Consider the following 26725-nt stretch of genomic DNA (forward strand, 5'->3'; position numbering starts at 1 on the left):
AGCTACTAGTAGGCTCTAAAACTGCTTCAGGTACGATAGTTTGCCAATAATATGCTGTTCCTGCTGCCGGTCTGTTGTTCGAACAGATCCGGCGTAGGTTCCGCGATTGTAAACGATATACAGGAAAGAAAGTGGCTGAAACTCCCACGCAAGCCGGATATTCCAGGCGTTTCGTTCATTGTAGGTATTCCGTTGAAAGAAGCTGATTAACTGCAAACGCGGATTTACCGCCATTCGGCTCTCGACACTGTAGAGCGATACCGTTCCTGTATAACCACCTACCTGCCGGAAATCGTTGGCTTCGGCATTGAACGTAAACGCTGCGTGGGGAATTGGGGCCAAAATGAGCGACGCCCGGGCGTAATTCAGTTTACCGTCATAATACCCGCCCGTCTCACCATTGAACTGAAACGACACCTTCTTCGATGGATCCGTACCGAACATGACACTGTAGCGAACATACCGGTATTTGTTCGAAACAATAGCCAGATCCAGCGGGCGGTAGTCGCCATCATCCAGACGCTGGTAAGTTGGATTCAGGAAGAAACCCAGGTTCCCGCCATTCTGAAACGTTAGCCAGATGGGGTTAAGCGTGTATTGTGCTTCCTGTAGGTAACCCGTCGATGCTTTATGGTACAGCTCGACAAAAGCGCCCGGCTCGAAATTGCGCACCCACTTAGGCAGCCATTTCCCCCGATTAACCAGGTATAACCCCGGTGTGGTCGCAATAACGTCTCCCCGCGATACAAACCCCATTTCCGGGTTGAATCCTTTAGTTACCAGCGATTGTGTCCACCAGCCCACCAGTTGATTGGTCCGGTAAATAAGCTGACTGTAGGCCGACACACCCTGATCGGTACCACCCGAACTGGCCGAGCCAATAAGCATGGCATTGTAGGTCCACTTTTGGTTCAGGCGAAAGAAACCGTCCACCGCGAATGTTCCATTCTGATGGCTTCCGGTACTATCGGTACCATGAACATTTTTCAGGGTGAACAAAGCACCAATCCGGTTCTGGCTACCAATGTTCTCGACGTACCGACCAACAATAAAGTCGGTTGCAGGGCTACCGGTAATACCCCGCTGCCGAATGACCATGCCGCCATAGTTACGCTTGAGTGAGCGATACACCAGCCGCGCCCCGGCGTCGATGGGTACGGGAGCACTGGTGCCGTCCGGAAGCGTAGCCAGGCCAATTGTCCGGCTGAAGAAGGGTTTAATAATCATGCTTCCTCCCTCACCTGTATTGTTGTTACCTGGCAAGCCAGCGCCAAACAGGCTGGCATTTTCCAGAAAAAACGCCCGGCGCTCAGGAAACAACACCGAGAAGCGTGTCAGGTTATTGACCTGACGATCTACATCGGCCTGGGCAAAATCCGTATTTAACGTAAGGTCAAGTACCGTATTGGGGTTAATGGCCCACTTAAGATCACCACCGAGTTTGAGCTTGGCGCTCTGCCCGTAGCCGATTTCCGTTCCATTGGCCCGGTCATCGCTGATCAATACATAAGGCTGAACACGAATATTGGGCGATGGCGGGGGCGGTTTCAGGCCCGTAATCAACCCGGCGTACTCCATTCGGCTCGACGTAAACGCTCTTGGATACGGCGACCAGGCCGACAGCTCGTTGGAGTACCGACGGTTACGGAAAAAGTTAACTCCCCAAACCTGCGTCGAGTCGGCCGAGCGGGCATACCGAAGGGTTTGCCAGGGTATCTGTATTTCGGCAACCCAGCCCGAGTCAGTCCGGCTGGTGCGTACTTTCCAGAAACCGTCCCAATCCTCGTCGTACAATAAATCGTCGAAGGAAAGTAAATCGCGCTGGGTACCGTGCGGGTTGGAAACGAACGTCATGGCGTTGCGCCGGTCGTTGAACCCATCAATGGACAAACCGAATAAATCGTGCGACCGACTGCTAAAATCACGCTTGAAGTTGGGAACACGAAGGGCTTTTCGACCGAGTGTATCGTGATTAAAAGCCGCGATGTACAAGAACTGGCGATTGAAGAGTACCCGTACATCGGTGCCGAATGTGGCCGGACGACCCTGCTGCGGGTCAACCTGAACAAATCGCCGAACAAGCTTACTCTGCTTCCAGTCAGCTTCGTCCAACCGACCGTCTATTTTTAATTTGTCCTTAATCTCAACGGCCCGAATGGTTCTGCGCTTTGCCGACGGGGTAAAGATAACCGACTGGCCGGTAGCCATTGGCTCAACCACATCCTCTTCAGTAGCACTACTGCGTAGTGAGTCCGGCTGAACAACATCCGACTCAGCCGTATTGGGCGCGACCGGATTTGTTTGCGCTAAGGCAAGCAAGGGGAACAGCAGAAAAGGCAGCGTGTAACGACAAACAACGAAAAGCATACAGGGAGATAGCTGAACCAACAAAAATAGGCACAGCCATTGATCTGTAAGTCAAATTTTCGTTGAACGGCACAGACAATGTACTCACTGGCAAACTGTAACGGCTGATAGACAATAAACTAGTTAGTAATCGCCCCCAGCACCACCCCCACCGAAGCTACCACCGCCAAAGCCACCGAAGCCGCCACCGCTGCTTCCGCCACCGCCCCAACTGCTCCCGCCACCAGAACCACCCCAACCTGAATAGGTCGATGTTGGAAAGAAAATGGGCCCACCGAAGCCACCACCGCGACTGTTGTTATTACCCCCGCCCCGGTTTTTCCGGACAATAATGAAGACAATGACGATACCAATGAGTATAATGAAAATAAACGCGCCCGGCCCCTCATCGCTATTCAATTCCGGATCTGCCTTGTATTCCCCGCTGGCACGCCGGATGATTTCCGTGGTGGCCGCATCAAGGCCCTGGTAGTACTGCTCCTGTTTGAAAGCAGGCACTATTGTGTTGGTAATGATCCGTTTGGCAATAGCATCCGGAATAGCACCTTCCAGGCCGTAGCCTGGTGCAATGAAGATCTTTCGGGTCTGGGTGGCCCAAGCTAATATAAGCCCATTATTTTTACCCGACTGCCCTACGCCCCACTTACGTCCCACCTGAAAAGCGAAGTCGCCAATAGGATAAGGTTCGGTGGTTTTTACGATAACAAGCGTAATCTGGGTGGATGTCGAGTCGTTATAAGCCCGGAGTTTCTGCTCCAGTTGTGCTTTTTCGGTACTATTCAGAATACCCACAAAATCATTGACCAAACGGGGAGGGTTTGGTTTGTCAGGAATAGCCGTGCCAGTGGATGTTCCATTGTCGGTAGCCGTGTCCTGTGCCTGTAACGTGGCGGGCCAGACAACGACGAGTAAGAAAATAAACCCGAGCCGTAGCAGTCGGGTGGTATTAACAAGAAAAGAGAGTACGTTCACGGCAGTGTCAGTCAAACGAAATATCGTCGGCGAGTTCGTTGGTATCATCGCTGGCGTAAGGAAAGTACTGTTTCAGCTGTTGCCCGGCCCGCTCAATGCCCTGCCTCAGGCCTACAGCGTAATTTCCGGCGGAAAAATGATTACGGAGCAGGTCTTTGGTGCTTGCCCAGAAATTGTCCGGCACTTTGGCGTTGATCCCTTTATCGCCTAAGATGGCAAACTTTCGGTCGGTATAGGCAAGGTAAAACAATACCCCGTTCTGTTCTTTAGTCTGGTTCATACCCAGATGTGCGAACACCTCAATGGCCCGTTGCATGGGATCAACACTGGCGCAGTGTGGCTCAACGTGCACCCGGATTTCACCCGAAGTAGCCTTTTCGGCTTGCCGAATGGCTTCCACAATGCGCTTTTGTTCGTCGGGCGAGAAAGGGTTAGTTTGCATAAGGCATGAAGCGCGGAGCACAAAACCTGGTACAGGACATTGGTTCCTTTTCCAAACTCCGTACTCCGCGTTAAGCTAATTAGAATTGAACTGTTGGCGCATTCTGGGCAGCCTGCGACGCTTCGAAGAAGCCTTTCACGGGGAAGCCGAAGATACCGGCAAAGATATTGTTCGGGAACGACCGCACCGATTGGTTATACGTCTTTACCGCTCCATTAAAGTCATTCCGGGAAACAGCGATCCGATTCTCCGTACCCTCCAGTTGAGCCTGCAATTCCGAGAAGTTCTGGTTGGCTTTCAGGTTTGGGTAACTTTCAGCTACCGCCAGCAGGCGTGATAAAGAACCACTCAACTGATCCTGAGCCGCCTGGAATTTCTGAACGTTTTCGGGCGTCAGCTGGTCAGCCGTAAATTTGACCTGGGTTGCACTGGCCCGGGCCTGAATAACCGCCGTCAGGGTACTTTTCTCAAAATTAGCGGCTCCCTGTACTGTGCGTACCAGGTTCGGAATCAGATCAGCCCGGCGCTGGTATTGGGTCTGCACAAGCGCCCACTTTTCCTGAACGTTCGTATCTGTCTGAACCAACCCGTTATAAGAACTACAGCCGTACATACCCAAAGCGAGGGCAATAACCACTACGATAATTAATGTCTTTGACATGGTCTGTTTAAATGCAAATGGTTGATGTTGGGGGCAAAGTTGCCCAAAACTAATACTTTGTAAACGCAAAACTACGCCAGAGGTTTTTTTAGCTATTTTGGCCGTAGTTTGTCCTGATGATCGGTAGGATCGAAAACGCTCTTCTGTTATGAATCTAATATTAACCGGAAAAACGGCTCTCGTTTGCGGCAGCACACAGGGCATTGGTCGGGCTGCGGCCATTGAATTAGCGCTGCTGGGTGCGACTATTGTGTTGATAGCTCGAAATAAAGAAACGCTCAGCGCCACGCTGGCGGAGCTGGATACAACACAGAACCAGATACACCGGTATCTGGTGGCCGATTTTAGCCGTCCAGGTGCTGTCATAACGGCCATCACGCAGCATCTGGCGCAATTCCCCGAGGTACATATTCTGATCAACAATACGGGAGGCCCCGCCGGTGGTCCTCTGATCGAGGCAAAAGCGGATGAATTTGTGCAAACGTTCCATAATCACCTGCTAACGAATCAGGCACTGGTGCAAGCCGTTTTCCCAGCCATGAAGAAGGCTGGTTTTGGCCGGATTGTCAACGTCATTTCCACCTCAGTCAAGCAACCGATTGTCGGATTAGGCGTATCGAATACCATTCGGGGAGCGGTGGCGCAATGGGCCAAAACACTTTCGCTGGAGGTTGCTCAATTTGGTATTACGGTCAATAATGTGCTGCCGGGCTACACGCAAACGGCCCGCCTGGCTTCTGTCCTAGCCATGCGAGCGAAATCATCCGGCAAGACGGAAGAAGAAATAGCAAAGCAACTGGAAGCTGAAATTCCGACCGGGCGCTTCGTCACGGCGGAGGAAGTTGGTGCAGCCATTGCGTTTTTGTGTACGCCCGTAGCTGCGTCCATCAACGGCATTAACCTTCCGGTAGATGGCGGGAGAACAGGGAGTCTTTAATAGCTTAGTGTGATCGTGACGTCGGTTATAAGCAACCGACATCACAGTGCACAACCCCTCAAACAAGGCCGTTTTTAAACGCATAAGCCACCATACCCGCCGTATTTTTAGTTCCGGTTTTTTCGAGGATGCGTAACCGATGGCCTTCAACCGTGCGGGGACTTAGAAATATTTTTTCGCTGATTTCTATCGTTGACAGGCCTTCGCAGATGAGCGTCAACACTTCTTTTTCGCGCTCGGAAAGAAGAATTTTGCTGTTGTAAAACGAATTGACTGGCCTGGCTACCGTTGTTTTGTTGGTCATTTTACGAAGCATCGCCTTCGACACAAATTCGTTCAGATAAACCCCCTCGTCCATTACCTTCCGAACAGCTTTTTCCACTTCACCAGCTTCGGCGTCTTTCAGCAAATAGCCACTAACGCCTTTTTCGAGTAAGTGAAGTACCATCCGATCTTCATCATGCATGGTTAAGACGACGATTTTAATAAGGGGAAAATTGTCCCGCAGATAGTCGGCCGTAGCGGTACCATCCATCACCGGCATCTGTAGATCGAGCAGGACCACATCCGGTAGTTTGCGGGCAATTTTATCGATCAGTTCCTGCCCGTTGGCGGCTTCCATAACCAGTTCGAAATCATGAATCTGCCCAAGTATTGTCGACATACCAATTCTGAACAAGGTATGATCGTCGCAGAGGGCCAGTTTAATTTTCCGCATAGCGGAGGATGTGTTAAGGGTAGTAACCATGTTTTTGAGGAAGGACTGTATAAACAAAAAGTTAAACCAGTAAATCAACGGGTTGCGCATCGTGCAACCGAACCTGTACGTGAATCTGCGATCCGCGACCTGGTGCGACATCAAACGTTACGTGTCCATTAACAACACTCAGCCGGCTCTCGATATTTCGCAGGCCCAGGCCACCCTGCTTATTTTCCGTAACAGCGTCAAAGTCGAAGCCCACCCCATCGTCAATCACCGACAAACGCACTTCATTATCGATACTAAATAATTGAATGATAACATTCCGGGCGCGGGCGTGCCGGATGGCATTGTTGACCAGTTCCTGCGCAATCCGGTAAAGCATTAGATCCAAAGCGGGTGGAAACGGAACTTCGGACTCCGTATAGGCTAGCTGAATGTCGGTGTCAGTATCGGTAGCGCGGTCGGCCAGTTCTTCGAGAGCTGCCAGTAAGCCAAATCGCTCGAGAGTTGTCGGAACCAGATTACGACTGATTCGCCGAACGTTGGTCATGGTTTCATCGATCATGGAGCGGGTTTTCTGAAACTGAAAACTCAGCTGCACATCACACCCAACCTGCCGTTCCAGCTGATTGAGGCTCATTTTGGTCACCGACAGCATGGTGCCAATACCATCGTGCATGTCTTCGGCCAAGCGTTTTCGTTCTTCTTCCTGCCCCCGAAACGTAGCCGCCATCAGGTCACGCCGGTGCTGCGCCTGCAATTCTTTGTAGGCCAGTTGTTGTTTTGCCTGTTTCTGCTGGTAATAGGCCACGAAGATGATAATGAACACGGCCATTATCAGCAACACGGCCGTACCAACGGCAATAACGAACCCGGAATCTATAGACATTATGGTTACCTGCAGGAAAGCTGCATCAGTAAAGATTGACAATATTCAACTGAATATCAATGAGTAGCGTACAGAATTGAGCAAATGGTAGAAAGAAAAGGGTCATTTTACAACGACCCTTTGACCAGTAGCGAATAATTTACTGAATAAAATTTTCTCTATCGTATTTACTAAACCATAAACCTAAAGCTGAGAAACAGCAGAAAATAATAAATAGTATTTGACTCGCATTCCAATATTTATCAAATACTTCAGCCGGAACCTTGTTGATATCCTTGTACCAATATTCACTAAAAAGAACAATAAAAAAAGTACCAGAAGAGAAAATGAGTAAGCCAGCGCTGAACCAAAACAAGGTATGCCTTAGTACATTTCTGATACGCATATCAACCAAAATTTTATTAAAGTATGCCAGTGATAAAAAGATAGATAGCAATCTGAATGACAGTAGCGCTGTAACAGAAACGTTAATTTCTTCGTAAGAGACTATAATAATAACAGCACATAGTAAGGTTATGACTGCTATGACTTGTTTTGTTAAGCGCTTATCAAAACAATAGTAGTAAGTAACACCAGTCAATAACGATTGAAAAAGTGTTTCTATATTCTGAATAAACGTTGTATTAAGGGCATGTAAAACGTACCAAAGCGCGTATGTGTCTTTAACAAAACAGAAGATGAAAAATAATAATATAAAAGCAGCAGGTTTAGTTAATTGCTTGATTCTAATTAAGCCTGCTGCTATAGGGATAAGACTACTTATATAAGAAAGTAAATCAATAGGATATTTAGAACTTAACTGAAGTAATTTATCCCACATAATTTAATTATTACCTCCGCAATGTTGAGGGCAAGTCCATCCTTCGCCAATCGCCATTTCTCCGTTATTTCCATTTGCCATATCTTTCATCCCTGCTTTATCTGCATGAATTGGCATATCCTTTCCTTTATCGTCGACGCCCGTCAACAGCACACGCGGCACTAGCTGGCCTTTCCCGGGTTCAGTAGGTTTACCATCGGCATCTTCCCACCGCTTGGCATGGTGAATGCGTAGACCCATACAACCGGGTTGATCGAGAAGGTGTTGTACTTGGTTTATGCCAAAATATTCCGAACGAATGTATTCGTCTTTAGCCAAACCTGCTTTCAGCTTGCGCTCCTGGTAAGCGCCAGTCATGGCTTTTGTCTCTTGAGGGTCGAGGATGCGCCCTGCATTTTTCGTAAAAACGCTCATAAAAAAGAAGTCCGAAATAGAACTGGTTAGTGGTGTGTGAATAAAACCGGAAAGCGGGTCTAAAATACGATAGCCGCTCTTTTATGCAAGCGTAAAGCCTGATTCGTCAAACACCTTCTTTTTCTGAAAGTCAATTAGTTATACCGTATAAAAATTTACCAATGCGTAGTTCTACGTATTAAAGTGCGGACTTCTGCCTGTTTAATCTCCTAAACCCAAAATCAGTGTTTCTGCGCTCATCCAATCAACAGCTTCAAACTACTTTTGTATCGTAGCATTTGGCGTACATCGCCATAAGCCAAGACATTTCTCATAGGTTAGGTTTACAAAAAAACGCCGAAGCAGTTTGCTACGGCGTTTTTTGTGTTTGCTATTTGTACACTGGTCTACTCCTAAAGCTGCATTCTATTTCAGCAGATTTAACAGATAAGCACCATACCCGCTTTTAACCAGCGGCTTGGCAATGGTGGCGAGTTGCTCGGCGTCAATGAACTTCATTCGGTAGGCGATCTCTTCGATACAACCGATCTTTAGCCCCTGCCGCTCTTCGATGACGTGAACAAACTGACCGGCCTGAATTAACGATTCAAACGTGCCGGTATCGAGCCAGGCCGTTCCGCGGTCCAGAACGCCTACTTTAAGCTTACCCTTCTCCAGATAGACGCGGTTGATGTCCGTGATCTCCAACTCACCCCTGGGCGATGGTTTGATATTTTTGGCAATTTCGACAACGTCGTTATCGTAAAAGTACAGACCCGGCACTGCATAATTCGACTTAGGCTTTTCGGGCTTTTCTTCGATAGACAGGACGTTGAAATGATCATCGAACTCAACAACGCCATACCGCTCAGGATCATGTACCTGATAGGCATAAACGACGCCACCATCCGGATCGTTGTTGGCCTGAAGCAGCTTCGACAGACCTGATCCGTAAAATATGTTATCGCCCAGAACAAGGGCTACTTTATCGTCGCCGATAAACTCTTCGCCGATGATAAACGCCTGCGCCAGACCATCGGGGCTGGGTTGAACGGCATAGGTGAATGTACAGCCGATACGTGTGCCGTCGCCAAGCAGTTTTTCGAAATGCGGCAGATCGTGGGGCGTCGAAATAATGAGAATATCCCGAATGCCCGCCAGCATTAGAATAGACAGCGGGTAATAAATCATGGGCTTGTCGTATACGGGCATCAATTGCTTGGATACGGCCAGCGTAAGCGGATGAAGACGTGTGCCGGAGCCCCCGGCGAGTATGATTCCTTTCATGGTTTCAATGGGTGAATGGTGAAAGAGCGAAAGAATGAATGAGCGAAAGAGTATCTAGCGCGTTATTTTTCGCTCATTCATTCTTTCGCCTTTATTAACGGTTCGCGTACATCCCCTGGTAGTAACTCTGGTACGCGCCGGACGTGACGTTATCCAGCCAGGTTTGGTTGGCCAGAAACCAGTCGACGGTTTTTTCGAGACCTTCCGCAAATTGGAGGGATGGCTGCCAGCCCAGTTCGTTCATGATCTTGTTCGCGTCGATGGCGTAGCGCAGGTCATGGCCGGCGCGGTCGGTAACGTACGTGATGAGTTGAGCCGAGGTGCCTTCCGGACGGCCCAGTTTGCGATCCATGATCTGGCAAAGCAGGTTCACGATATCAATGTTTTTCCACTCATTAAACCCGCCGATGTTGTAGGTTTCACCTGCTGCCCCCTTGTGGAAAACGGCGTCGATAGCCCGGGCATGATCAACGACATACAACCAGTCGCGCACGTTTTCGCCTTTGCCGTATACGGGCAGGGGCTTGTTGCTCTGGATGTTGTGAATCATCAGCGGAATCAGCTTCTCGGGAAAGTGATTCGGGCCGTAGTTGTTCGAACAGTTCGACAGGACAACCGGCAATTTGTAGGTGTTACCGTACGCCCGAACGAAATGGTCGGAAGCTGCTTTTGATGCCGAATAAGGCGACTGTGGATCGTAAGGCGTCTGTTCGGTGAAAAAGTCTTCGGGGTTGTGGAGTGATCCGTACACCTCGTCGGTGGATACGTGGTAAAACCGTTTCCCGTCAAAACCCGATTCACTGGCAGCCCAGCTGTTTTTAGCGGCATTGAGCAGATTGACCGTACCAACCACGTTGGTCAAGACGAACGACATAGGATCGGTAATGGACCGGTCAACGTGCGACTCAGCCGCCAGGTGAATAACGCCATCCAGCGACAGTTCGGCGAACATATCTTCCAGAAACTTAGCGTCGGTGATGTCACCTTTGATGAACGTGTAGTTTGGGGCGTGCTCAATGTCCGACAGGTTGGCCAGGTTACCGGCATAGGTCAGCGCATCGAGATTATAGATCTGGTACTCCGGGTATTTGGTAACGAACAGCCGAACAACGTGCGAGCCAATAAATCCGGCACCACCAGTAATGAGAAGTTTCATTTTTATAATTATCTATTTTACAGTCAGTACCCTTACGGCATTACAAGCGTCAACACATTCCTGCGTTATTGCCTGGCACTCAGTTTTTGCTGCCACTGCCAGGCATCGCGCAGTGACTCAGCCAGCGTGCGCTTAGCCTGCCACTCCAATACCTGATTGGCTTTGCTAACATCGGCATAAACCTGCTCCACATCGCCCGCCCGGCGAGGCCCAACGCTATAGTTCACAGTAACACCAGTTGCTTTTTCAAACGTTTTTATCACGTTCAGAACGGTTTCGCCCCGGCCTGTACCAATATTGATAACATCGTAGGAAGACGTGTCCTGAGCCTCAATGAGTTTTTTCAGCGCCTGTACGTGGGCATCGGCCAGATCCATCACATCAATATAATCCCGCACGCAGGTTCCATCGGGTGTATTGTAATCGTCACCGTACACGGTCAGGCTGGACCGGATACCGGCCGCAGTTTGCGTAATAAAGGGGACCAGGTTAGCCGGTACACCTAGCGGTAATTCGCCAATTTCTGCCGACGGATGGGCTCCGATGGGGTTAAAATACCGAAGCGCCAGCGCCTTGACGGGTATCTTGGCATGTACGGCATCCCGAATAATGTCCTCGCCAATTGCTTTTGTGTTGCCATAAGGCGACTGCGCCGGTAAACGGGGCGTTTCTTCCGTTACGGGTAACTGTTCCGGCTGGCCGTAGACCGTACAGGACGACGAAAAGACAAAGTTCGTCACGTTGTAAGTAGGCATCAACTCCAGCAACAGCAACAGCGAATCCAGATTGTTCCGGTAATATTTCAGCGGTTGAGCCACCGACTCACCCACGGCTTTGTAAGCCGCGAAATGAATCACACCGGTTGGGCTTTCTTTGCGAAAAATATCTTCCAGGGCACCGGCATCGTTGCAATCGACCGGATAGCATGTCACCTCACGACCAAGAATAGTGCGTAATCCGTCCAGTGCGGAGCGTTCGGAATTGGAAAAATCGTCAACAATAACCGGCTCAAAACCGGCGTTGACCAGCGATACAACCGTGTGCGAGCCTATAAATCCGGCGCCACCGGTTACCAGAATTTTGGGAGAATTGCCTGAAAGAGCCAAACCGTTTTTTATAAAATTTTTGTTGCTATTTTAGCATAGCAACTCCTGTTAAAGCACAAAAGTAGTATATTCAGGAGGTTTCGAAAACAGTTTTTATTCTAGGGTACTCTGTTAAAGCGACACAAACGAATGAACGACAACGAATTGAAAGCTCTTATCTCGCTCCTGGACGACGAAGATCGGGAAGTTGTTGAACACGTTGAACAGCGGATTCGACAAATGGGCGGTCAGATGATTCCTTTTCTGGAATCGGAGTGGGAAGGGAGCTTTAACCCTGATCTGCAAAAACGAATCGAAGAGATTATTCATGACCTTCAGTACGAATCCGTTCTCGACCGGATGCGCGACTGGAAAAATGGAGGTGCCATGGATCTTCTGGAAGGCCTCTGGATCGTAGCCACCTATCAATATCCCGACCTCTCACTCGACCGGTTGAAACAGGACGTCGAGCAGTTGTACTACGATGTCTGGGTGGATTTCAAACCAGATATGCATCCCGACGAGCAGGTTAAGGCCATGAACAGCGCTTTTTTCTCGAAACTGAAATTTGCTCCAAACACCAAGCATTTTCACTCCCCTGCCAACTCAATGATCAATCAGGTACTCGAATCGCGTCGGGGTAACCCCATCACGCTTTGCGTACTTTATATGCTCATTGCCAAACGGTTAAACCTACCCGTTTATGGCGTTAACCTGCCGAACCTGTTCGTGCTGACGTATAAAAACAGTACCGGGGTTCAGTTTTACATCAATGTGTTCAACCGGGGCCTTGTTTTTACAACGAAGGATATTGACCAATACATCGACCAATTGAATATCAAGCGTTTAGATACTTTTTATCAGCCCTGTACGAATGCTGACATTATTCGGCGTGTGCTTCGAAACCTGACGCTGGCGTTTGAGAAAAACGGCGATACGGAACGGGTTCGGGAAGTGGAACAAATCTTAAACACGGTTCGGGATGATGGCGACGGGCTTCCGCTTTCCGATTATACCCAGCGGTAAGTTTATTTATTGAACACAGAGGACACAACAACCAAAGAATAGCTATTTACTTCTGTGTCCTCTGTGTTCAATAAATTTGCAGAACTATCTGTATCATTAACCGATCAGTAAGCCACGGCCAGCAGGCCAGGACCGGCCTGAAAACACTGAATAATCAGCTGTTCTTTGTGGTTTGGCAAACGCACATGGCCCACTAAATGGGAGGCTCCGTCGGTGAAGGGTTCAATGTGTAAATGCTCCCGAAACGTAAGCTGTCGCTTTCCGTACAGTTTATACAGGGCTTCTTTGGCGCACCAGTAAACCGCCAGCCTACTGGGATTGCCCCCGGCATGAACAATCTCACTTTCCGACAATACCCGCGGTACGACACGCGTAAACTGCTCCCGAATCGGCTCAATATCAATACCAACCGGCCGTGACCGGTGTAATACCGCAGCCGCCCAGCCACTCGTATGCGACAGGGAAATATGCCAGGGCGAGTCAATCAGGTGCGGCTTTCCAAACTCATCTTTGTGCAAACCCCGGTAAGGCATTCCCTGCGACTCGGTCAGTTGTCTGATGGCTACCCGACACGCCAGCCACTCAACACGCTGAGACGGATGACTGATACCCGCCAACTCTTCCTGCTCTGACATCGTTAACAGCAGACCCGCCCGTAATGTCGGTTCATTTTCGGTGATGGCCTGAAGCCGGGCTACACAGTCGCTGTTGATGTCTATCTGAAAAGTCACCACCAAAAGTCGGAAGTCGTTCGAGAAAAAGAAAGGATTAACGACCTTTGATCATCAACTTGTCTGATCAATTTGTGCTAGTAGAAAAAATAGATACGTTCGGTGGGCACCGCGACCCCGTTTACACGCTCGAGCGCGGCCCCCTGGCCGAACAGTTTTTTTCGGCGGGTGGCGATGGCCAGGTGGTTCAATGGCAGCTGAACCGACCTGATCTGGGTCAACTCATGGCCAAAGTGCCTACCTCCATTTACGCCCTGGCCCTGCATCCCGCAAGCGGACTTTTGTGGGTCGGGCAGAACCACGAAGGCATTCACCTTATTGATCCGATCAGAAAGCAGGAAACCGCTTCGTTGAAGCTGACATCGGCCGCTATCTTTGACATTAAGTTTCACCGGAACGATGCATTTCTGGCTCTGTCGGATGGTGTTGTGGCCGTTGTGACAACAGACCCGCTCGTGGTCAGAAAACATATTAAAGCGTCGGATCAATCGGCTCGCTGTCTGGCCGTTAATCCGGTCGAACGGGAATTGGCCGTTGGCTACAGCGATAACGTTGTGCGTATTTTCGATCTGACAACGTACGAACTCAAACGGGTTATTCAGGCGCACAGCAATTCCATTTTTACGCTTGCTTACTCGCCCGATTTCCAGCATTTGATTACAGCCGGGCGCGATGCGCATATGAAAGTGTGGGATGTAGAACAGGGATACGCGCTGCACCAGGATATTGTCGCCCATATGTTTTCGATCAACCATCTGTCGTTCAATCCTTCCGGCAATTTGCTGGCTACGGCCAGTATGGATAAATCCATTAAAATCTGGGATGCCGATTCGTATAAGCTCCTGAAAGTCGTTGATCGGTCCCGGCACGCGGGTCATGGAACATCGGTCAATAAGGTGCTGTGGACGGACTATAACGAATTACTACTCTCGGCCAGCGACGATCGAACCATTTCGGTGTGGAAACTGCGTTGAATTAAATAGGATTCCCCTCTTTTTCAGCCCGTTTTTTGTAAAATAGGTATTAAGGCCGTTAATTCACCTTTATATGGTTACTAGTAGTACACAAAACCCTTAGCGCACCGATGAAAATTACGCCCATAGAAATCCGGCAACACACGTTTGAAAAAGGGTTGCGCGGTTACAAAACTGATGATGTTGACGCATTTCTGGTTTCGCTCTCTCAGGAATGGGAACGCTTGACCGGCGAATATAAAATGTTGAAGATGCAGCTTGAAATAGCGGAGAAAGAGCTGGGAAAACTGAAAGAGGTAGAGATGACGCTGTTCCGCACGCTCAAAACAGCCGAAGATACAAGCACCCAGATTACCGAACAGGCCAATAAGGCTGGCGAGAAATACGTTGATGATGCCAAGCAGCAAGCCGACGAGATAGTGGCCGATGCCCGCAAGCGTTCGGCGCTGATGGTACAGGATGCCGAGAACCAGTCCCGTTATCTGAAAGATAACATTCTGAATGATATTAAGTCGCTGGAGCACGATTTCAAGGCCCTGGAAAGTTACAAAGAGAATCTGGCCATTCAGATTCGGACATTGGCCAGCAATGCCGTTGACAGTGTCGATCGATTCGAGAAGAAGTTTGCCCGGCAGGATCTAAAAGGCAAGATTGATGAAGTTACCGCTCAGATACAGGTCGATACAAAAGAGCCTGAGCCGCAGGCCGAAACCTCATCCGAATCCTTATCCGAATTGGCTGAACAGACTTCCCCGGTTGCTGAACTCCCCGATTTGATTGAGCGCGAAGCTTCCATTCCAGAGGCAATTCCGGTTAATGAACTGGTAACCGAAAAGCCCGACGATGCGCCCCAGACGGATAAACCTCAAGCATCTGACAAGGAAGAGGACAAATTCGTTGCTGAGGGACAAGCCCCAGACGATGAAACAACGGCTGAGCCAGTGCTGGCAGAAGCCCATACCGACGAATCAGCCCCGACAGTAGAGCAAACGAACGAAGAGACTACGACCCGGAAGAGCGGTTCATTTTTTGATCAGATCTAACCGCGTAGCGGTTCAGTAAAGTCAGTTTTTTAGTCTGGCCTTGCCAGCTATATAGTTAATGTAAAGAAGCAGCCCGACTTGGCCCGGCGAATCCAGCAGGGGCCAAGTCGGGCTGCTTCATCAGCAAACGACCTATGGGAACAATTGCCTTGGAAGGCCTTGAGTTTTTCTCGTACCACGGTTTTTACGACGAGGAACAGAAAATCGGGAATAAATATTCGGTAGATATTATCGTGACAGCCGACTTCTCGGAGGCTGCCCGGCGCGATCGCCTGAGCGCTACAGTCAACTATGAAGATCTTTACCGGATCACGGCCGCTGTTATGAAACAGCCTGCCCGGCTACTGGAGCACATTGCTCATCAGATTATCCAGGAGATTCGAACCACCTACAGTGATCTGGAAGCCGTAGAAGTGAGCGTGTCCAAGTTCAACCCACCCATTGGGGGGGTCTGCCACCGGGCAAGAATAACACTGAAGGAATAAACGTAACGCGGACCAGAAGTCCGCGTTACGTTTGTATTACACCGCCTGCTGAATGCCAGCGAAAGAGATTCCCATGTGCGACGCATCATAGATGCACGCGCCATTTCGAATGACCAACACCTGAGGGGATTCGTGTTCCACGCCAAAATCGTGCTCAATCTTGGCAGAAATGGGCCGATTCGCCAGCAAGTCGAGGTAGTAAGGTTTTACCCCAAGTTGCTCATTCCAATTTCGCTCCATGCGGCTAAGCGCCATGGCGCTGATCGAACAAGTCGTGCTGTGTTTGAATATTAACACAGGCTGTTTTGCCGACTCTTCTTTAATCGCGTCCAATTGAGCGTCACTTGTCAGTTTATTCCAGTTCATTGCATAAACATACTTTCTACTGACAGTAAATCCATTTCGGTCAGTAAAAGTTCGTCAATTTTCGGGCGTGTATTTCAGTTTCTTAGCCATCTCGGTAGAGATTGACTCTGAATAGGCTCCATAGGCATCAACGAGTACGCCCTTGTTACCGTTCTTGGCTTCAATGGCGTACAAAACGGACTCATCGCCGGGGTCGGTCATCCCTTCAAAGCGGTAAACATCAACCACGTCGAAGTCGGCGGGGCGCAGCTCAATGTTGTCGGGCTGGCAGTGCAGATGGTCAGGCTTCAGGTTGTAGTCCTGCGTAAATCCTTGCTGGCGCAGGCCTTCAATGGCTTCGGTGAGTGTTTCGTACGATTGCATAATGAGTTTGGTTTAAAATGAGTGCGTAGCTTTGTCGTATAACCAACCTTTTCTGCGCTTGTTTTCGGGATTCTATAACACAGGTATTGTTGCATACCAAACCCTGCTGCGGCTGGTGGCTCCTTTTATTCCGAAAGCCCGGCTGTGGGTTGACGGCCGGCACGACTGGGCTCAAAAACTTGAGCAGCAACTCGCGGGTAATACCAGACCGATTATCTGGTTCCACGCGGCATCCCTGGGTGAATTTGAGCAGGGCCGCCCCGTTATGGAAGCCTTCCGGACTCAGTATCCTGATTACGCTATCCTGCTGACGTTTTTTTCGCCATCGGGCTACGAAGTCCGCAAAGATTACGACGGTGCAGATTACATTCTGTACCTGCCTGCGGATACGCCCACCAACGCTCGGCTGTTTGTCAAGCTGGTAAAGCCTCGGATTGCTTTATTCATCAAGTATGAGTTCTGGTACAATTACCTCCGCGCCCTGAAGGCGGATCAGATTCCGGTCGTGTCGTTCTCGGCGATTTTCCGTCCCGATCAGCTTTTCTTTAAGCCCTGGGGCCGGTTCTATCGAGATATGCTTCGTTATTTTGATCATATTCTGGTGCAGAACCAAGCGTCCGTTTCTTTGTTGACCAGCGTCGACATCTCAAACGTAACGCTCGCGGGCGATACACGCTTTGATCGGGTAGCGCAGGTTGTTACGGCCAGGAAAGTCATTCCGGTGGCGGAAGCGTTTAAGAGCAATAGTCCACTGCTGGTTGTCGGCAGCGCCTGGCCCGAAGACATGGCCGTTCTGATTCCTTTTCTAAATGCGTTCAGCAAGCCATTGAAGGTTATTATTGCCCCACACGAAATTCATAGCGACGAAATTGACCGTTGGCGCAATCAGTTGACCAAACGCTCCATTCGCTTTTCGGAAGTATCGAAGCTGGACGAGAGTGCAGCTGACATTCTTATCATCGACAACATAGGTATGCTTTCATCGCTCTACCAATATGGCGAGTTCGCCTACATTGGCGGGGCCTTCAGGCAGGGGCTGCATAATATTCTGGAAGCAGCTACATTCGGAATGCCGTTGTTTTTCGGACCGGAATACGCCAAATTTCAGGAAGCCATCGACTTAGTAAATGAGGGTGCCGCTTTTCCGGTCAGTAACGTTGCCGAGCTGACCTCCGCCTTTACCAAACAGTATGAAGATGCCGGAGCCGCCAGCCAGATTAGCCGCCAGTACGTACAGCGGAACATTGGCGCAACGACTAAGGTTATGAAGGTTGTACGGAAATTATTAAGCGAAATCGGACCGCAGCCGCGGACGGTCTCCGATGCGGAGTGAATGAGTGAAAGAGCAGCTAGACTGTCGAGAACCTATTTACTCCGTGAACCTTTCATCGTTTGACGTTCACTCTTTCGCTCATTCACTCTTTCACTCTTTTCAACATTGCAGAACGGCTTAGTTTTACGATCCACCGGCTCCTGGTACGAAATTCGTAACGCAGACGGACATATTTATCGGGGTCGACTAAAAGGAAAATTCAAACTAAAAGGCCTGAAGGTCACGAATCCGATTGCCGTAGGCGACCGGGTGGTTTTTGACGTTGAGGATGAGGCCGAGAACACGGCCATCATCACCGACATTACCCCCCGCGATAATTACATCATTCGGCAGTCGGTTCATAAAACGGCACATGGGCACATGCTGGCGGCCAATATCGATCAGGCCGTGCTGCTGGCTACCCTGGCCATGCCCCGTACGTCTGCGGGCTTCATTGACCGGTTTCTGGTTTCGGCCGAGTCGTTCCGCATTCCTACCACGATTGTCTTCAATAAAATCGACATCCTGAACGAGGAAGGGCTGGCGTTCCAGCAGGAAATTATTGATTTATACGAGCGTATCGGCTATAACTGTCTGTCGACATCGGCGACGGAAAACGAAGGTGTCGACGAATTTCGGGCCTTGCTCGATCAGAAAGTAACGCTGGTAGCGGGTCATTCGGGGGTGGGAAAATCGTCGCTTGTGAACGCGATTGCTCCCGATTTAAACCTGCGCACAAACGAGGTATCGACCTTTGCCAACAAGGGCGTCCACACGACAACCTTCGCCGAAATGTTCGAACTGGCACCAGATACCTACATTATCGATACACCGGGCATTAAAGAACTCGGGCTAATGGACACGTCGAAAACCGAAATCGGCCATTACTTCCCCGAAATGCGCGACCGACTCAACAAGTGCCGGTTCAACAACTGCCTGCACATCAACGAACCCGGCTGCGCCATAAAAGAAGCCGTTGGCGAGGGCGACATTGCCGAAAGCCGTTACATGAGTTACCTGAGCATGATGGAAGGAGGAGATAATCGGCGTTAACCACGTAGAGACGCATCCTTGCGTCTCCTCTTATGCGTCAGCAAAACCATCCGGTTAGGAGGAGACGCAAGGATGCGTCTCTACAGGTTAATTCGTCATGGCAGCCAGCAAATCGGCTTGCGTGATGATGTGTACCTGCTCCCGCTCGTCGCGCACCAGCAGGGCTTTGTTGTCCCGGTCAATTAAGGACGATAGAGCGTCGATGGTGTTATCGAGACCGACAAACTTAAAGGGTTTGTCCATGACTTCACTAACTGGATGGTCCTTTACGGCGGGATCTTCGATGAGCCGGTTCAGTACAGTCGAGTCGGTCAGGCTACCAACGATGTGGCCGTGTTCATCCGTAACTGGAATCTGCGAAATACCATACCGGTTCAGTACCTGAATGGCCTGACTAACCGAAACACCTGCCCCGATCGTTGTCAGTTGCGACTGGCCAGCTTTGTGGTGAATGATGTCGCGGGCGGTTTTGAACGCGCGATCCTCCAGAAAGCCGTGGTCTTTCATCCAGGTGTCGTTATAAATCTTGGCGAGGTAACGGGTCCCGTGATCGGGTAGCAGAATCACCATCACGTCATCATCAGTGAAGTGCTCTTTGGCCCACTCCAGCGCGCCATGCACCGCCGTTCCGCACGACCAGCCCACGAACAAGCCTTCCTCGCGAGAAAGCCGACGGGCCATGATGGCGGCATCTTTGTCGGTTACCTTTTCGAAATGGTCAATAACGCTGAAATCAACGTTTTGCGGCAGGATGTCTTCCCCGATACCTTCCGTCAGGTACGGGTAGATTTCGCCTTCGTCGAACTGGCCGGTTTCCTTATATTTTTTGAACACCGAGCCGTAAGTGTCCAGTCCGAGGGAAACAAGGTTCGGGTTCTGTTCTTTCAGGAATTTCGACGTTCCACAAATGGTGCCCCCCGTACCGACACCGGCGGCAAAATGGGTGATTTTCCCATCCGTATCACGCCATATTTCAGGACCAGTCGTTTCGTAGTGAGCAGCCGTGTTGGCTGGATTGTCGTACTGATTCGGGTAGAGCGAATTGGGTATATCGCGATTAAGTTTTCTAGCTACCGAATAATACGAACGTGGATCATCGGGAGCAACGTTTGTTGGGCACACCACAACCTCTGCGCCCACCGCCCGCAAAATGTCGATCTTCTCCTGCGACTGTTTATCGGCCATCGTGAAAATGCATTTGTAGCCTTTTCCAATGGCTGCCAGGGCCAGCCCCATGCCCGTATTGCCACTGGTACCTTCGATGATGGTACCGCCAGGCTTTAGCACACCCCGTGCTTCGGCATCTTCGATCATTCGGATGGCGATCCGGTCTTTTACTGAGTTGCCAGGATTGAAGTATTCGACCTTCGCCAGAATCGTCCCTCGAATACCTTTGGTGACTTTATTTAGTTTCACCAGGGGCGTATTGCCGATGGTATCGATTATCGAATTATAATAGTTCATGGTCGTTGAGTTTTGTTATACTGGTAATTACATAGTCTTATACTTCGCCAGGAAGTCCATCACCTGTTTGTGGAAATGCCGAAAGCTCTCCGAGCGTGACTCCAACCAGGAAACATCAAAATCGGCTAAAATGTCATTGGCTATAAGAATTTGCTTATCGACGAGATTGGTGTCTCCATAAACTGATCGCTTAGCTTCTGAGCGTGGATATGATTCCAACGGAGTGTTTTTCCCGGTCTCTTCTTTGTGGCGTTTAATGTACCATAGCCAATACTCGATACACTGCACTGGTAGCATCAACACAACGGGATGGCTTACGCACTTAGTTATATATACTTCCTGCCTTGCCTTTATTGTTGGTTTGTGCTCAGTATCAATGTCACGACTAACAAACAATATATCCAATCCTAACAAAGCTCGTTGTCTTAAAGCGTCTGGTAGCAGTTTGTCCACTTGAGTACCATTTGTCGCTTTGAATCGCCAGCGTTCGGCTTCGTCCTCAATGAACGTTTCAGGATATTGCTGATGAAGGTATTTTTCGAGAAAATTACGCTGGGCCTTATCTTCTCCGAAAAAACCATACGTGATAATCCGACTCATTTTGGTACTCCTCCCAAGAAGCCAACTGTCCAGGCATCACCTAGCGAATCCGTATAATGCGGAGGCTCAATTCCTAACTCTTTACTCTTAATTATCTCTGGCTCTATTACATCATGCTGTAAGTTCTTGACATGGGTAGCCCCTTCCTCGTCTTTGTCAAAAATGAAGACGGACTCTGGCATGTCTTTAAACATATCAACCACAATTGGACTGTACGTCGTCATTATGACCTGGACATCCTTTTCCTCCGCCAGTCTAAAAATAAATTGTATGACCTCGAATATTCGACGTGGGTGAATACCCTTTTCTGGCTCTTCTAGGAGCAAAAGTTTAGGTGGATTGGGTTGGTTGATAATGCAGAGAAGTGCTACAAAATAGATAGTACCCTCAGAGAGTTCGTCAGCCCAGTAGATCGTCTTTTGCTTACCATTTGTTAAGCCAATCCGCTTGAAGGTTTTATCGCCAAACTGTTTTACAAGTTCTTCAGTAGAGGGAACATTCTGGAAATTGATCTCCGTAAACTCTGGAACACATTTAGATAAATCCGCTTTTATCTGCGCAAACGATTCTGGATACTCATCTCTAATCCGATCGAAAAAAGCGATCAAGTTAGACGCATCGGCATTTACTGAATCATCTCCTAATCCAACTGGAGCTGGTTTATCTAGTTTGTTTGGATCGGGCTTATATATTTTTATATCGTTGAAAGGATAATAATTATCCTTAATCCACGACTTTTTGAAGCTCAATTGACGAGTAAATGAATGCAATAATTGACCCCTTTCCACAGGCGTAATTGCCTTTAGATCATCTTTATGCTTTGATATATGAAATAGAGCCGAATTAGATATCAATGTTGAATTCTCTTCTGCGTAATCTCCGTAGGCACCAAAAGAGCTAAAGGAATCATCACTGACATTAAGCTCAAAAGAATTAAAGTCAGTGTTTAATTTCTCTATATCCCAAACCTCAGCTTTCTCAATATCCGTATTTGTGAATCCCCAAAATTCAGTATAACCCTCTCCATAATTCCCCGATATTTCTAAGGTATAAAATCCGTATGATTCTTTACCTTCTGAAACTACAAATTTTAGTCCTAATCGAAAAAAAGGTAATCCGTCCTTCGTGGAATATATTGACCTTCCCAAATTTTCAATCGGCCCTTTATATGCTTGAAAATTTAAAAACTCCAGCGCCTTCAAGAAATTCGTCTTGCCTGAGTTGTTTGGCCCGATAAGCAAATTGACTTTCTGAAGGTCGAGCGTGACGTCTTTCAGGCTCTTGAAGTTCTGGATCGAAACGCGCTTGAGCATGGTTTGTCGTAGTTGTACCAAACAGCTTCCGGCTGTTTGTGAATAGCAATAGATCGGATACGCAACCAGCCACAGGCTGTCTGGTACGTAGACGTATAAGCAAGGTAAGCATTTACTTACCCATTTCGACGGAGCGCATCAGGACGGTATTGTCCGGGTCGATGACGACCGCAGCCGGCCTGGTAGCGAGTGGGACAGTAAACGTTTGGTTTTGCTGCGTCATCGTCAGGCGGGCGGTACGGCTGGTTTCGCGGCCATTAGCCCCCCGGATGCTGAACGTGAGCGGTATAACAAATAGCGAGCCACTACGCTGCGCCTGCCGAACGTCGATCACGAGTGCTTTTTTGGCGGCATCATAACTCGATCCCCAAACGATTTCGGGGTAGCCCGGCTGGTGGAGCCATTGCTGGAAAAACTGCCCTAATTTCTTGCCCGAAACGCTTTCCATAACCGCCTGTAAATCGCTGGTCTGGGCATTGGCATTGCGAAACTTCTCGTAGTAGGCCCGAATGCCTTTCCAGAACACCTCATCGCCCAGTTCGTGCCGCAGCATGTGCAACACCCAGCCGCCTTTCTGATACGAATTGGGATTGAGCAGATCCATCAGGTTGGCAGCGGTCGAGTCGACAATGGTGCCCTTGGGCTTGAGCGCCGAATAGCGAAAAATCTGACCTTTGTTCTGGTTAAGCACCGCATTGAGTGTGTCTTTGCCGTAGGCGTGTTCGAGGTAAAGCGCCGAGAAATAGGTAGCAAACCCCTCGCTCAGCCACAGCTGCGACCAGTCCGCTTCGGTAGCCGAGTTGCCAAACCACTGGTGGGCGATTTCGTGCGCCAGTAAGGCTTCAACGTCGGAGTCTTTCTTGCCAACAATTACTTTTTCGCTGTAAAAAATGCAGCTGGCATTCTCCATCCCCCCAAAAATCGTCGTTGATTCAACATTGGCCAGCTTCTCGTACGAGTACGGTCCAACCTTATCGATGAAGTATTGTAGAATCTCCTTGGCCGGACGATAATCCACGAATCCTTTCTGACTGTCTCTGGGGTAAAGCCAGCTTTGCACAGGTACATTTCCAACCGAGCCAACCTCTTCGACGGCAAAATGAGCCGCGCCAATCACCATTACTTTGGTTGGAATGGGCGTGTTTTCCTGCCAGCGGGTCAGTTTGCGTCCGTTGGGCAGCGCGCTTTCATTGACCAGTTTACCGTTCGCAATGACGCGGTACGTTGCGGGTGCGTTAACGGCAAAGGAACAGGTGGCCTTATCGGAGGGGTGGTCGACGACGGGGAGGTAGTTGCGGGCGTTGTTGGGCCAATTGTCGCCGAAAAATGTGCGTTCGCCGAACTTATTCTGACTGATAATCAGGCCCCGTACCGGTATGCCGCCGTACCGGATCACTACTTCGGTAGGCTGGTTAGGGGAAGCCGCCAGGTTTATGAATACCCGGTCGTTGCGCTGACTGAATGGAACCGCTTTTCCGTCGGGCAGGCTAACCGATCGAACACGCATTCCGGTTTCTGATGAATCGCGGGGACTGATCAGGTCGAACCAAACGGTTTGCCGGTCATCCGCACGGGTAAAGCGGATGGTCGTTTCCCCCTGAATCTGGTTGGTGGAATCGCTAATGGTGAGCGAGAATGCATAATGCTGAACATCAACGCCGGGCTGGGTATAGCGGGCGGTGTAGCCCGGTAGTTGCGCATAAGACAGGCTGGTTAACAGCACCAGCAGAGTCACTAAAAATTCTTTTTTCCGTTTATTCATTCGTTATTACGCCTTTATCGCTTGGCACAGTTCGATCAACACCCCATTTGTGCCCTTCGGATGCAGGAAACAGACTAGTTTATTATCAGCGCCCCGTTTAGGCACTTCATTTAATACGGTGAATCCCTCGCTTTTCAACCGGTCAATCTCTGCCAGAATATCGTCTACGTCAAAGGCGATGTGATGGATTCCTTCTCCTTTTTTCTCCAGAAATTTCGCAATCGGACTGTCGGGGTTGGTGGCTTCGAGCAGTTCAATTTTCGTTTGCTTCCCGAGCGATTCGGCATTTACCTGAAAAAACGACGTTGTTACACCTTCCGAGGGCACCGTTTCCGTTTTATAAGGCTGAACATTCAGCAGTTTAGCAAACAGGTCGTTGGAGACCGCCAGATCACGGACAGCAATGCCGATGTGTTCAACGTTGGTTAGCATACGATGGCCCGAACAGGCTCCGGCTGCTCAATTAGTAAACGAAACGAACAGCCGGAGCCTGTTCGGGCCACAGAAAGAACTTTTCCGTTTAGCCGAAAGTTATAGAGAAAGCATTGATATGCCTCAATTTTGACCTAATTACAACTATGGTTACGGTTTCAGATATCGCCAGAAACAAGATTGTTGAACTCCGTCAGAAAGACGGTCTTGCCGAAGATACGGCCATCCGCGTAGCTGTAGAAGGCGGTGGATGCTCAGGGTTGATGTACGATCTTCAGTTTGATGCCACGCAACAACCTACCGACCATCTTGTTGAAGACAAAGGCATTAAGATTCTGGTGGATCGAAAAAGTCTACTCTACCTGGCCGGTACAGAGCTTGATTTTTCGGACGGCTTGAACGGAAAAGGTTTCCAGTTTAGAAACCCCAACGCAACGCGTACGTGTGGCTGCGGTGAGAGTTTTGCCGTCTAAAACCGCATCGGTAGCCCGGCAGAATTTTTGTGATTCAGTTGACTTTTATGATTTTGAAAAGCCGCCATGTAGCGGCTTTTTTAGTTACCCGAAGCATCTGAAGATTGTTAGATTGCGCAATAGAATGCAATTATAGTTTATCTCTTACATCCTAAAAACCCCACCGGGTTGCCGGTGCCATTCAGATGACAGCTAAACCCGTCAATTATTCGCGCACAACGCTTACCGAGTTAATGATTCCATCGTACGCCAATTTTGGTGGCCACGTGCACGGCGGCATATTGACGTCACTGATGGATAAAGTCGCCTACGCCTGCGCAACCAAGCACGCGGGCCAGTACTGCGTAACGGTATCCGTTGACGGGGTTAACTTTCGGCAGCCGGTCGATGTGGGCGAACTGGTTTCCTTACTGGCATCGGTCAATTATGTCGGTCGTACATCGTTGGTCGTTGGGATTAAAGTTATTGCCGAGAACGTGAAAACGGGAACGGTTAAACACACGAACACCTCCTATTTCACGATGGTGGCCAAAAATGATGAAGACCGCCCCACCGAAGTTCCTCCCCTCCTGCTCGAATCACCCGATGATGTCCGCCGTTTTCTGGAGGCCATGAAACGCAAAGAACTCCGGACTTCTTACAGCCAAAATTTCGACAATGCCAGAACCCGGATGCTGGTTAAAGAAAACATTGGCAATCTGGCAACGGAGCGCTGTACGCTCTCCGACAAGTTAAACCAGGATTTGTTCGATTTGATGAATTCATCGAAGTGATGAAGCTATTGATTATTGGATATAGTTTTTTAGCATGTCATGCCGAACCGCTCGGGCGGTTCGGCATGACATGCTAAGTTAAGCCGCTTTGCTAATAAGATTTTTACATATTAATCTCCCACCACAGCATATTTTCAATCTGATCGAACAATCTAAACCCGTTTTTTTCCAGCACTTTCTGGGAAGCCACATTTTCTGCTTCCGTATCCGCCACTACCCGCTGGACGCCGGGCTGCTGCCCCGCCCACTTAACCATTCCCCCAACCATTTCCGTCATGTATCCCTTTCGATGAAGACCCAGATACGTTCCATAGCCAATCTCAATGGTTCCGGTTTCGTCAGGTTCACCTTTGAACTTGGCTTCGGCTACAAACTGTTTTTTCTCCCGATCAATGGCCAGCCACAACGTGTGAAAAAGTGGGTCGAGTGACGGATCCTGCAAACGGGGTATGGTAAAATAAGCGACAATACTCCGCACGGGCTCAACGGCTTGCCGGTATCCTTTCTGCAAACCCAGGGTTTGCTCCAGTTCATACTTGTTGGCAATATGAAGGCGAAGCTGATCCAGCGTGAGCGGAACAATGGTCAAACGGGGCGTTTCAATCATAGTACAGTACCTATTCGTCTGACTTACGCCACACAGCCATTTTTTCAGACGCTAACTGCATCAACGTATCAGTGAATTTTAGTGTGCAAGAAACAAATTTGACGGTTGGCGCGCAACAGTTGGCTCTCGTTATAATCACGCCAGATTAAGCCCTTTTCAGAGTGGCAGTTTCGAGAAACGGACACCACAGCAAGGCTTTAGTCTAACCACTGTAGTAGCCTACCATCCTATGTTGT

29 protein-coding genes are annotated in these 26725 nt (G+C 49.3%); 9 read left to right on the forward strand and 20 right to left on the reverse strand.

Annotated elements, in window-relative coordinates; all coding sequences use genetic code 11:
* Window positions 1-15: 15 nt before the first annotated feature.
* The 4 genes from ACYU87_RS13455 to ACYU87_RS13470 form a co-directional block, all read right to left on the reverse strand.
* Window positions 16-2367 (reverse strand): carbohydrate binding family 9 domain-containing protein, encoded by a 2352-nt coding sequence (locus ACYU87_RS13455; protein ID WP_461134603.1) that lies wholly within the window; start codon window positions 2365-2367, stop codon window positions 16-18.
* 123 nt (window positions 2368-2490) lie between these two features.
* Window positions 2491-3354, reverse strand: a complete 864-nt coding sequence (locus ACYU87_RS13460) for a TPM domain-containing protein (RefSeq protein ID WP_461134604.1) — start codon at window positions 3352-3354, stop codon at window positions 2491-2493.
* Window positions 3347-3781, reverse strand: coding sequence for a TPM domain-containing protein (locus tag ACYU87_RS13465; protein WP_461134605.1), 435 nt, complete (start codon window positions 3779-3781; stop codon window positions 3347-3349). Before ACYU87_RS13465 ends, ACYU87_RS13460 begins: the two co-directional genes overlap by 8 nt.
* Window positions 3782-3860: 79 nt before the next feature.
* Complete coding sequence (locus tag ACYU87_RS13470; protein ID WP_461134606.1) at window positions 3861-4442, reverse strand: LemA family protein; 582 nt, start codon at window positions 4440-4442, stop codon at window positions 3861-3863.
* A 148-nt stretch (window positions 4443-4590) separates the two neighbouring features.
* On the opposite strand from ACYU87_RS13470, the gene ACYU87_RS13475 reads away from it, so the two are divergent.
* Window positions 4591-5379 (forward strand): SDR family oxidoreductase, encoded by a 789-nt coding sequence (locus ACYU87_RS13475; protein ID WP_461134607.1) that lies wholly within the window; start codon window positions 4591-4593, stop codon window positions 5377-5379.
* A gap of 58 nt (window positions 5380-5437) precedes the next feature.
* On the opposite strand, the gene ACYU87_RS13480 is transcribed toward ACYU87_RS13475, so the two are convergent.
* The 7 genes from ACYU87_RS13480 to galE form a co-directional block, all read right to left on the reverse strand.
* Entirely contained in the window at window positions 5438-6097 is a 660-nt protein-coding gene (locus ACYU87_RS13480; protein WP_461134608.1) for a response regulator transcription factor, read from the reverse strand.
* A 61-nt stretch (window positions 6098-6158) separates the two neighbouring features.
* Entirely contained in the window at window positions 6159-6971 is an 813-nt protein-coding gene (locus ACYU87_RS13485) for a sensor histidine kinase (RefSeq protein WP_461134609.1), read from the reverse strand.
* A gap of 139 nt (window positions 6972-7110) precedes the next feature.
* Window positions 7111-7791, reverse strand: coding sequence for a hypothetical protein (locus ACYU87_RS13490; RefSeq protein WP_461134610.1), 681 nt, complete (start codon window positions 7789-7791; stop codon window positions 7111-7113).
* Between the two features lie 3 nt (window positions 7792-7794).
* On the reverse strand, window positions 7795-8205 hold the full coding sequence (locus tag ACYU87_RS13495; RefSeq protein WP_461134611.1) for a hypothetical protein: 411 nt from the start codon (window positions 8203-8205) through the stop codon (window positions 7795-7797).
* Window positions 8206-8610: 405 nt separating this feature from the next.
* Window positions 8611-9471 (reverse strand): glucose-1-phosphate thymidylyltransferase RfbA, encoded by an 861-nt coding sequence (gene rfbA, locus ACYU87_RS13500; RefSeq protein WP_461134612.1) that lies wholly within the window; start codon window positions 9469-9471, stop codon window positions 8611-8613.
* A gap of 94 nt (window positions 9472-9565) precedes the next feature.
* Window positions 9566-10627: a dTDP-glucose 4,6-dehydratase gene (gene rfbB, locus ACYU87_RS13505; protein ID WP_461134613.1), complete on the reverse strand. Its 1062-nt coding sequence runs from the start codon at window positions 10625-10627 to the stop codon at window positions 9566-9568.
* A 65-nt stretch (window positions 10628-10692) separates the two neighbouring features.
* A complete protein-coding gene (galE, locus tag ACYU87_RS13510; RefSeq protein ID WP_461134614.1) occupies window positions 10693-11733 on the reverse strand; it encodes a UDP-glucose 4-epimerase GalE in 1041 nt (346 codons plus the stop codon).
* Window positions 11734-11862: 129 nt separating this feature from the next.
* Between galE and ACYU87_RS13515 the strand changes: the two genes are divergently transcribed.
* Window positions 11863-12738, forward strand: a complete 876-nt coding sequence (locus ACYU87_RS13515; RefSeq protein ID WP_461134615.1) for a transglutaminase-like domain-containing protein — start codon at window positions 11863-11865, stop codon at window positions 12736-12738.
* A 104-nt stretch (window positions 12739-12842) separates the two neighbouring features.
* On the opposite strand, the gene ACYU87_RS13520 is transcribed toward ACYU87_RS13515, so the two are convergent.
* On the reverse strand, window positions 12843-13472 hold the full coding sequence (locus ACYU87_RS13520) for a 4'-phosphopantetheinyl transferase family protein (protein ID WP_461134616.1): 630 nt from the start codon (window positions 13470-13472) through the stop codon (window positions 12843-12845).
* Window positions 13473-13543: 71 nt separating this feature from the next.
* Here ACYU87_RS13520 and ACYU87_RS13525 point away from each other — a divergent pair, with 71 nt between their 5' ends.
* The 3 genes from ACYU87_RS13525 to folB all read left to right on the forward strand — a co-directional run bounded on the left by ACYU87_RS13525 (window position 13544) and on the right by folB (window position 15971).
* Window positions 13544-14443: a WD40 repeat domain-containing protein gene (locus ACYU87_RS13525; RefSeq protein ID WP_461134977.1), complete on the forward strand. Its 900-nt coding sequence runs from the start codon at window positions 13544-13546 to the stop codon at window positions 14441-14443.
* 110 nt (window positions 14444-14553) lie between these two features.
* Window positions 14554-15486 carry a DivIVA domain-containing protein gene (locus ACYU87_RS13530; protein WP_461134617.1) on the forward strand — a complete coding sequence of 311 codons (933 nt, stop codon included), beginning with the start codon at window positions 14554-14556 and terminating at the stop codon, window positions 15484-15486.
* 134 nt (window positions 15487-15620) lie between these two features.
* Window positions 15621-15971 (forward strand): dihydroneopterin aldolase, encoded by a 351-nt coding sequence (folB, locus tag ACYU87_RS13535; protein ID WP_461134618.1) that lies wholly within the window; start codon window positions 15621-15623, stop codon window positions 15969-15971.
* Window positions 15972-16007: 36 nt separating this feature from the next.
* On the opposite strand, the gene ytxJ is transcribed toward folB, so the two are convergent.
* A complete protein-coding gene (ytxJ, locus tag ACYU87_RS13540; RefSeq protein WP_461134619.1) occupies window positions 16008-16337 on the reverse strand; it encodes a bacillithiol system redox-active protein YtxJ in 330 nt (109 codons plus the stop codon).
* Window positions 16338-16391: 54 nt separating this feature from the next.
* On the reverse strand, window positions 16392-16700 hold the full coding sequence (locus tag ACYU87_RS13545; protein WP_461134620.1) for a phosphoribosylpyrophosphate synthetase: 309 nt from the start codon (window positions 16698-16700) through the stop codon (window positions 16392-16394).
* A 58-nt stretch (window positions 16701-16758) separates the two neighbouring features.
* On the opposite strand from ACYU87_RS13545, the gene ACYU87_RS13550 reads away from it, so the two are divergent.
* Window positions 16759-18033 carry a 3-deoxy-D-manno-octulosonic acid transferase gene (locus tag ACYU87_RS13550; protein ID WP_461134978.1) on the forward strand — a complete coding sequence of 425 codons (1275 nt, stop codon included), beginning with the start codon at window positions 16759-16761 and terminating at the stop codon, window positions 18031-18033.
* A gap of 105 nt (window positions 18034-18138) precedes the next feature.
* Complete coding sequence (rsgA, locus tag ACYU87_RS13555; protein WP_461134621.1) at window positions 18139-19065, forward strand: ribosome small subunit-dependent GTPase A; 927 nt, start codon at window positions 18139-18141, stop codon at window positions 19063-19065.
* Between the two features lie 87 nt (window positions 19066-19152).
* On the opposite strand, the gene ACYU87_RS13560 is transcribed toward rsgA, so the two are convergent.
* The 5 genes from ACYU87_RS13560 to mce form a co-directional block, all read right to left on the reverse strand.
* Window positions 19153-20529: a cystathionine beta-synthase gene (locus ACYU87_RS13560; protein WP_461134622.1), complete on the reverse strand. Its 1377-nt coding sequence runs from the start codon at window positions 20527-20529 to the stop codon at window positions 19153-19155.
* Window positions 20530-20556: 27 nt separating this feature from the next.
* On the reverse strand, window positions 20557-21129 hold the full coding sequence (locus tag ACYU87_RS13565; protein WP_461134623.1) for a hypothetical protein: 573 nt from the start codon (window positions 21127-21129) through the stop codon (window positions 20557-20559).
* Window positions 21126-22442, reverse strand: a complete 1317-nt coding sequence (locus tag ACYU87_RS13570) for an AAA family ATPase (RefSeq protein WP_461134624.1) — start codon at window positions 22440-22442, stop codon at window positions 21126-21128. Before ACYU87_RS13570 ends, ACYU87_RS13565 begins: the two co-directional genes overlap by 4 nt.
* 112 nt (window positions 22443-22554) lie before the next feature.
* The gene (locus tag ACYU87_RS13575) at window positions 22555-24204 is read right to left on the reverse strand and encodes a M1 family metallopeptidase (RefSeq protein WP_461134625.1); all 1650 of its coding nucleotides are present in this window, start codon (window positions 24202-24204) and stop codon (window positions 22555-22557) included.
* Between the two features lie 6 nt (window positions 24205-24210).
* Window positions 24211-24636, reverse strand: coding sequence for a methylmalonyl-CoA epimerase (mce, locus tag ACYU87_RS13580; RefSeq protein WP_461134626.1), 426 nt, complete (start codon window positions 24634-24636; stop codon window positions 24211-24213).
* Between the two features lie 146 nt (window positions 24637-24782).
* Between mce and ACYU87_RS13585 the strand changes: the two genes are divergently transcribed.
* Window positions 24783-25109, forward strand: a complete 327-nt coding sequence (locus ACYU87_RS13585; RefSeq protein WP_461134627.1) for a HesB/IscA family protein — start codon at window positions 24783-24785, stop codon at window positions 25107-25109.
* Window positions 25110-25294: 185 nt separating this feature from the next.
* A complete protein-coding gene (locus ACYU87_RS13590; protein ID WP_461134628.1) occupies window positions 25295-25882 on the forward strand; it encodes an acyl-CoA thioesterase in 588 nt (195 codons plus the stop codon).
* Window positions 25883-25985: 103 nt separating this feature from the next.
* On the opposite strand, the gene ACYU87_RS13595 is transcribed toward ACYU87_RS13590, so the two are convergent.
* Window positions 25986-26489 carry a GNAT family N-acetyltransferase gene (locus ACYU87_RS13595; protein ID WP_461134629.1) on the reverse strand — a complete coding sequence of 168 codons (504 nt, stop codon included), beginning with the start codon at window positions 26487-26489 and terminating at the stop codon, window positions 25986-25988.
* Window positions 26490-26725 lie beyond the last annotated feature (236 nt).

It is taken from the genome of Spirosoma lituiforme (assembly GCF_054776635.1).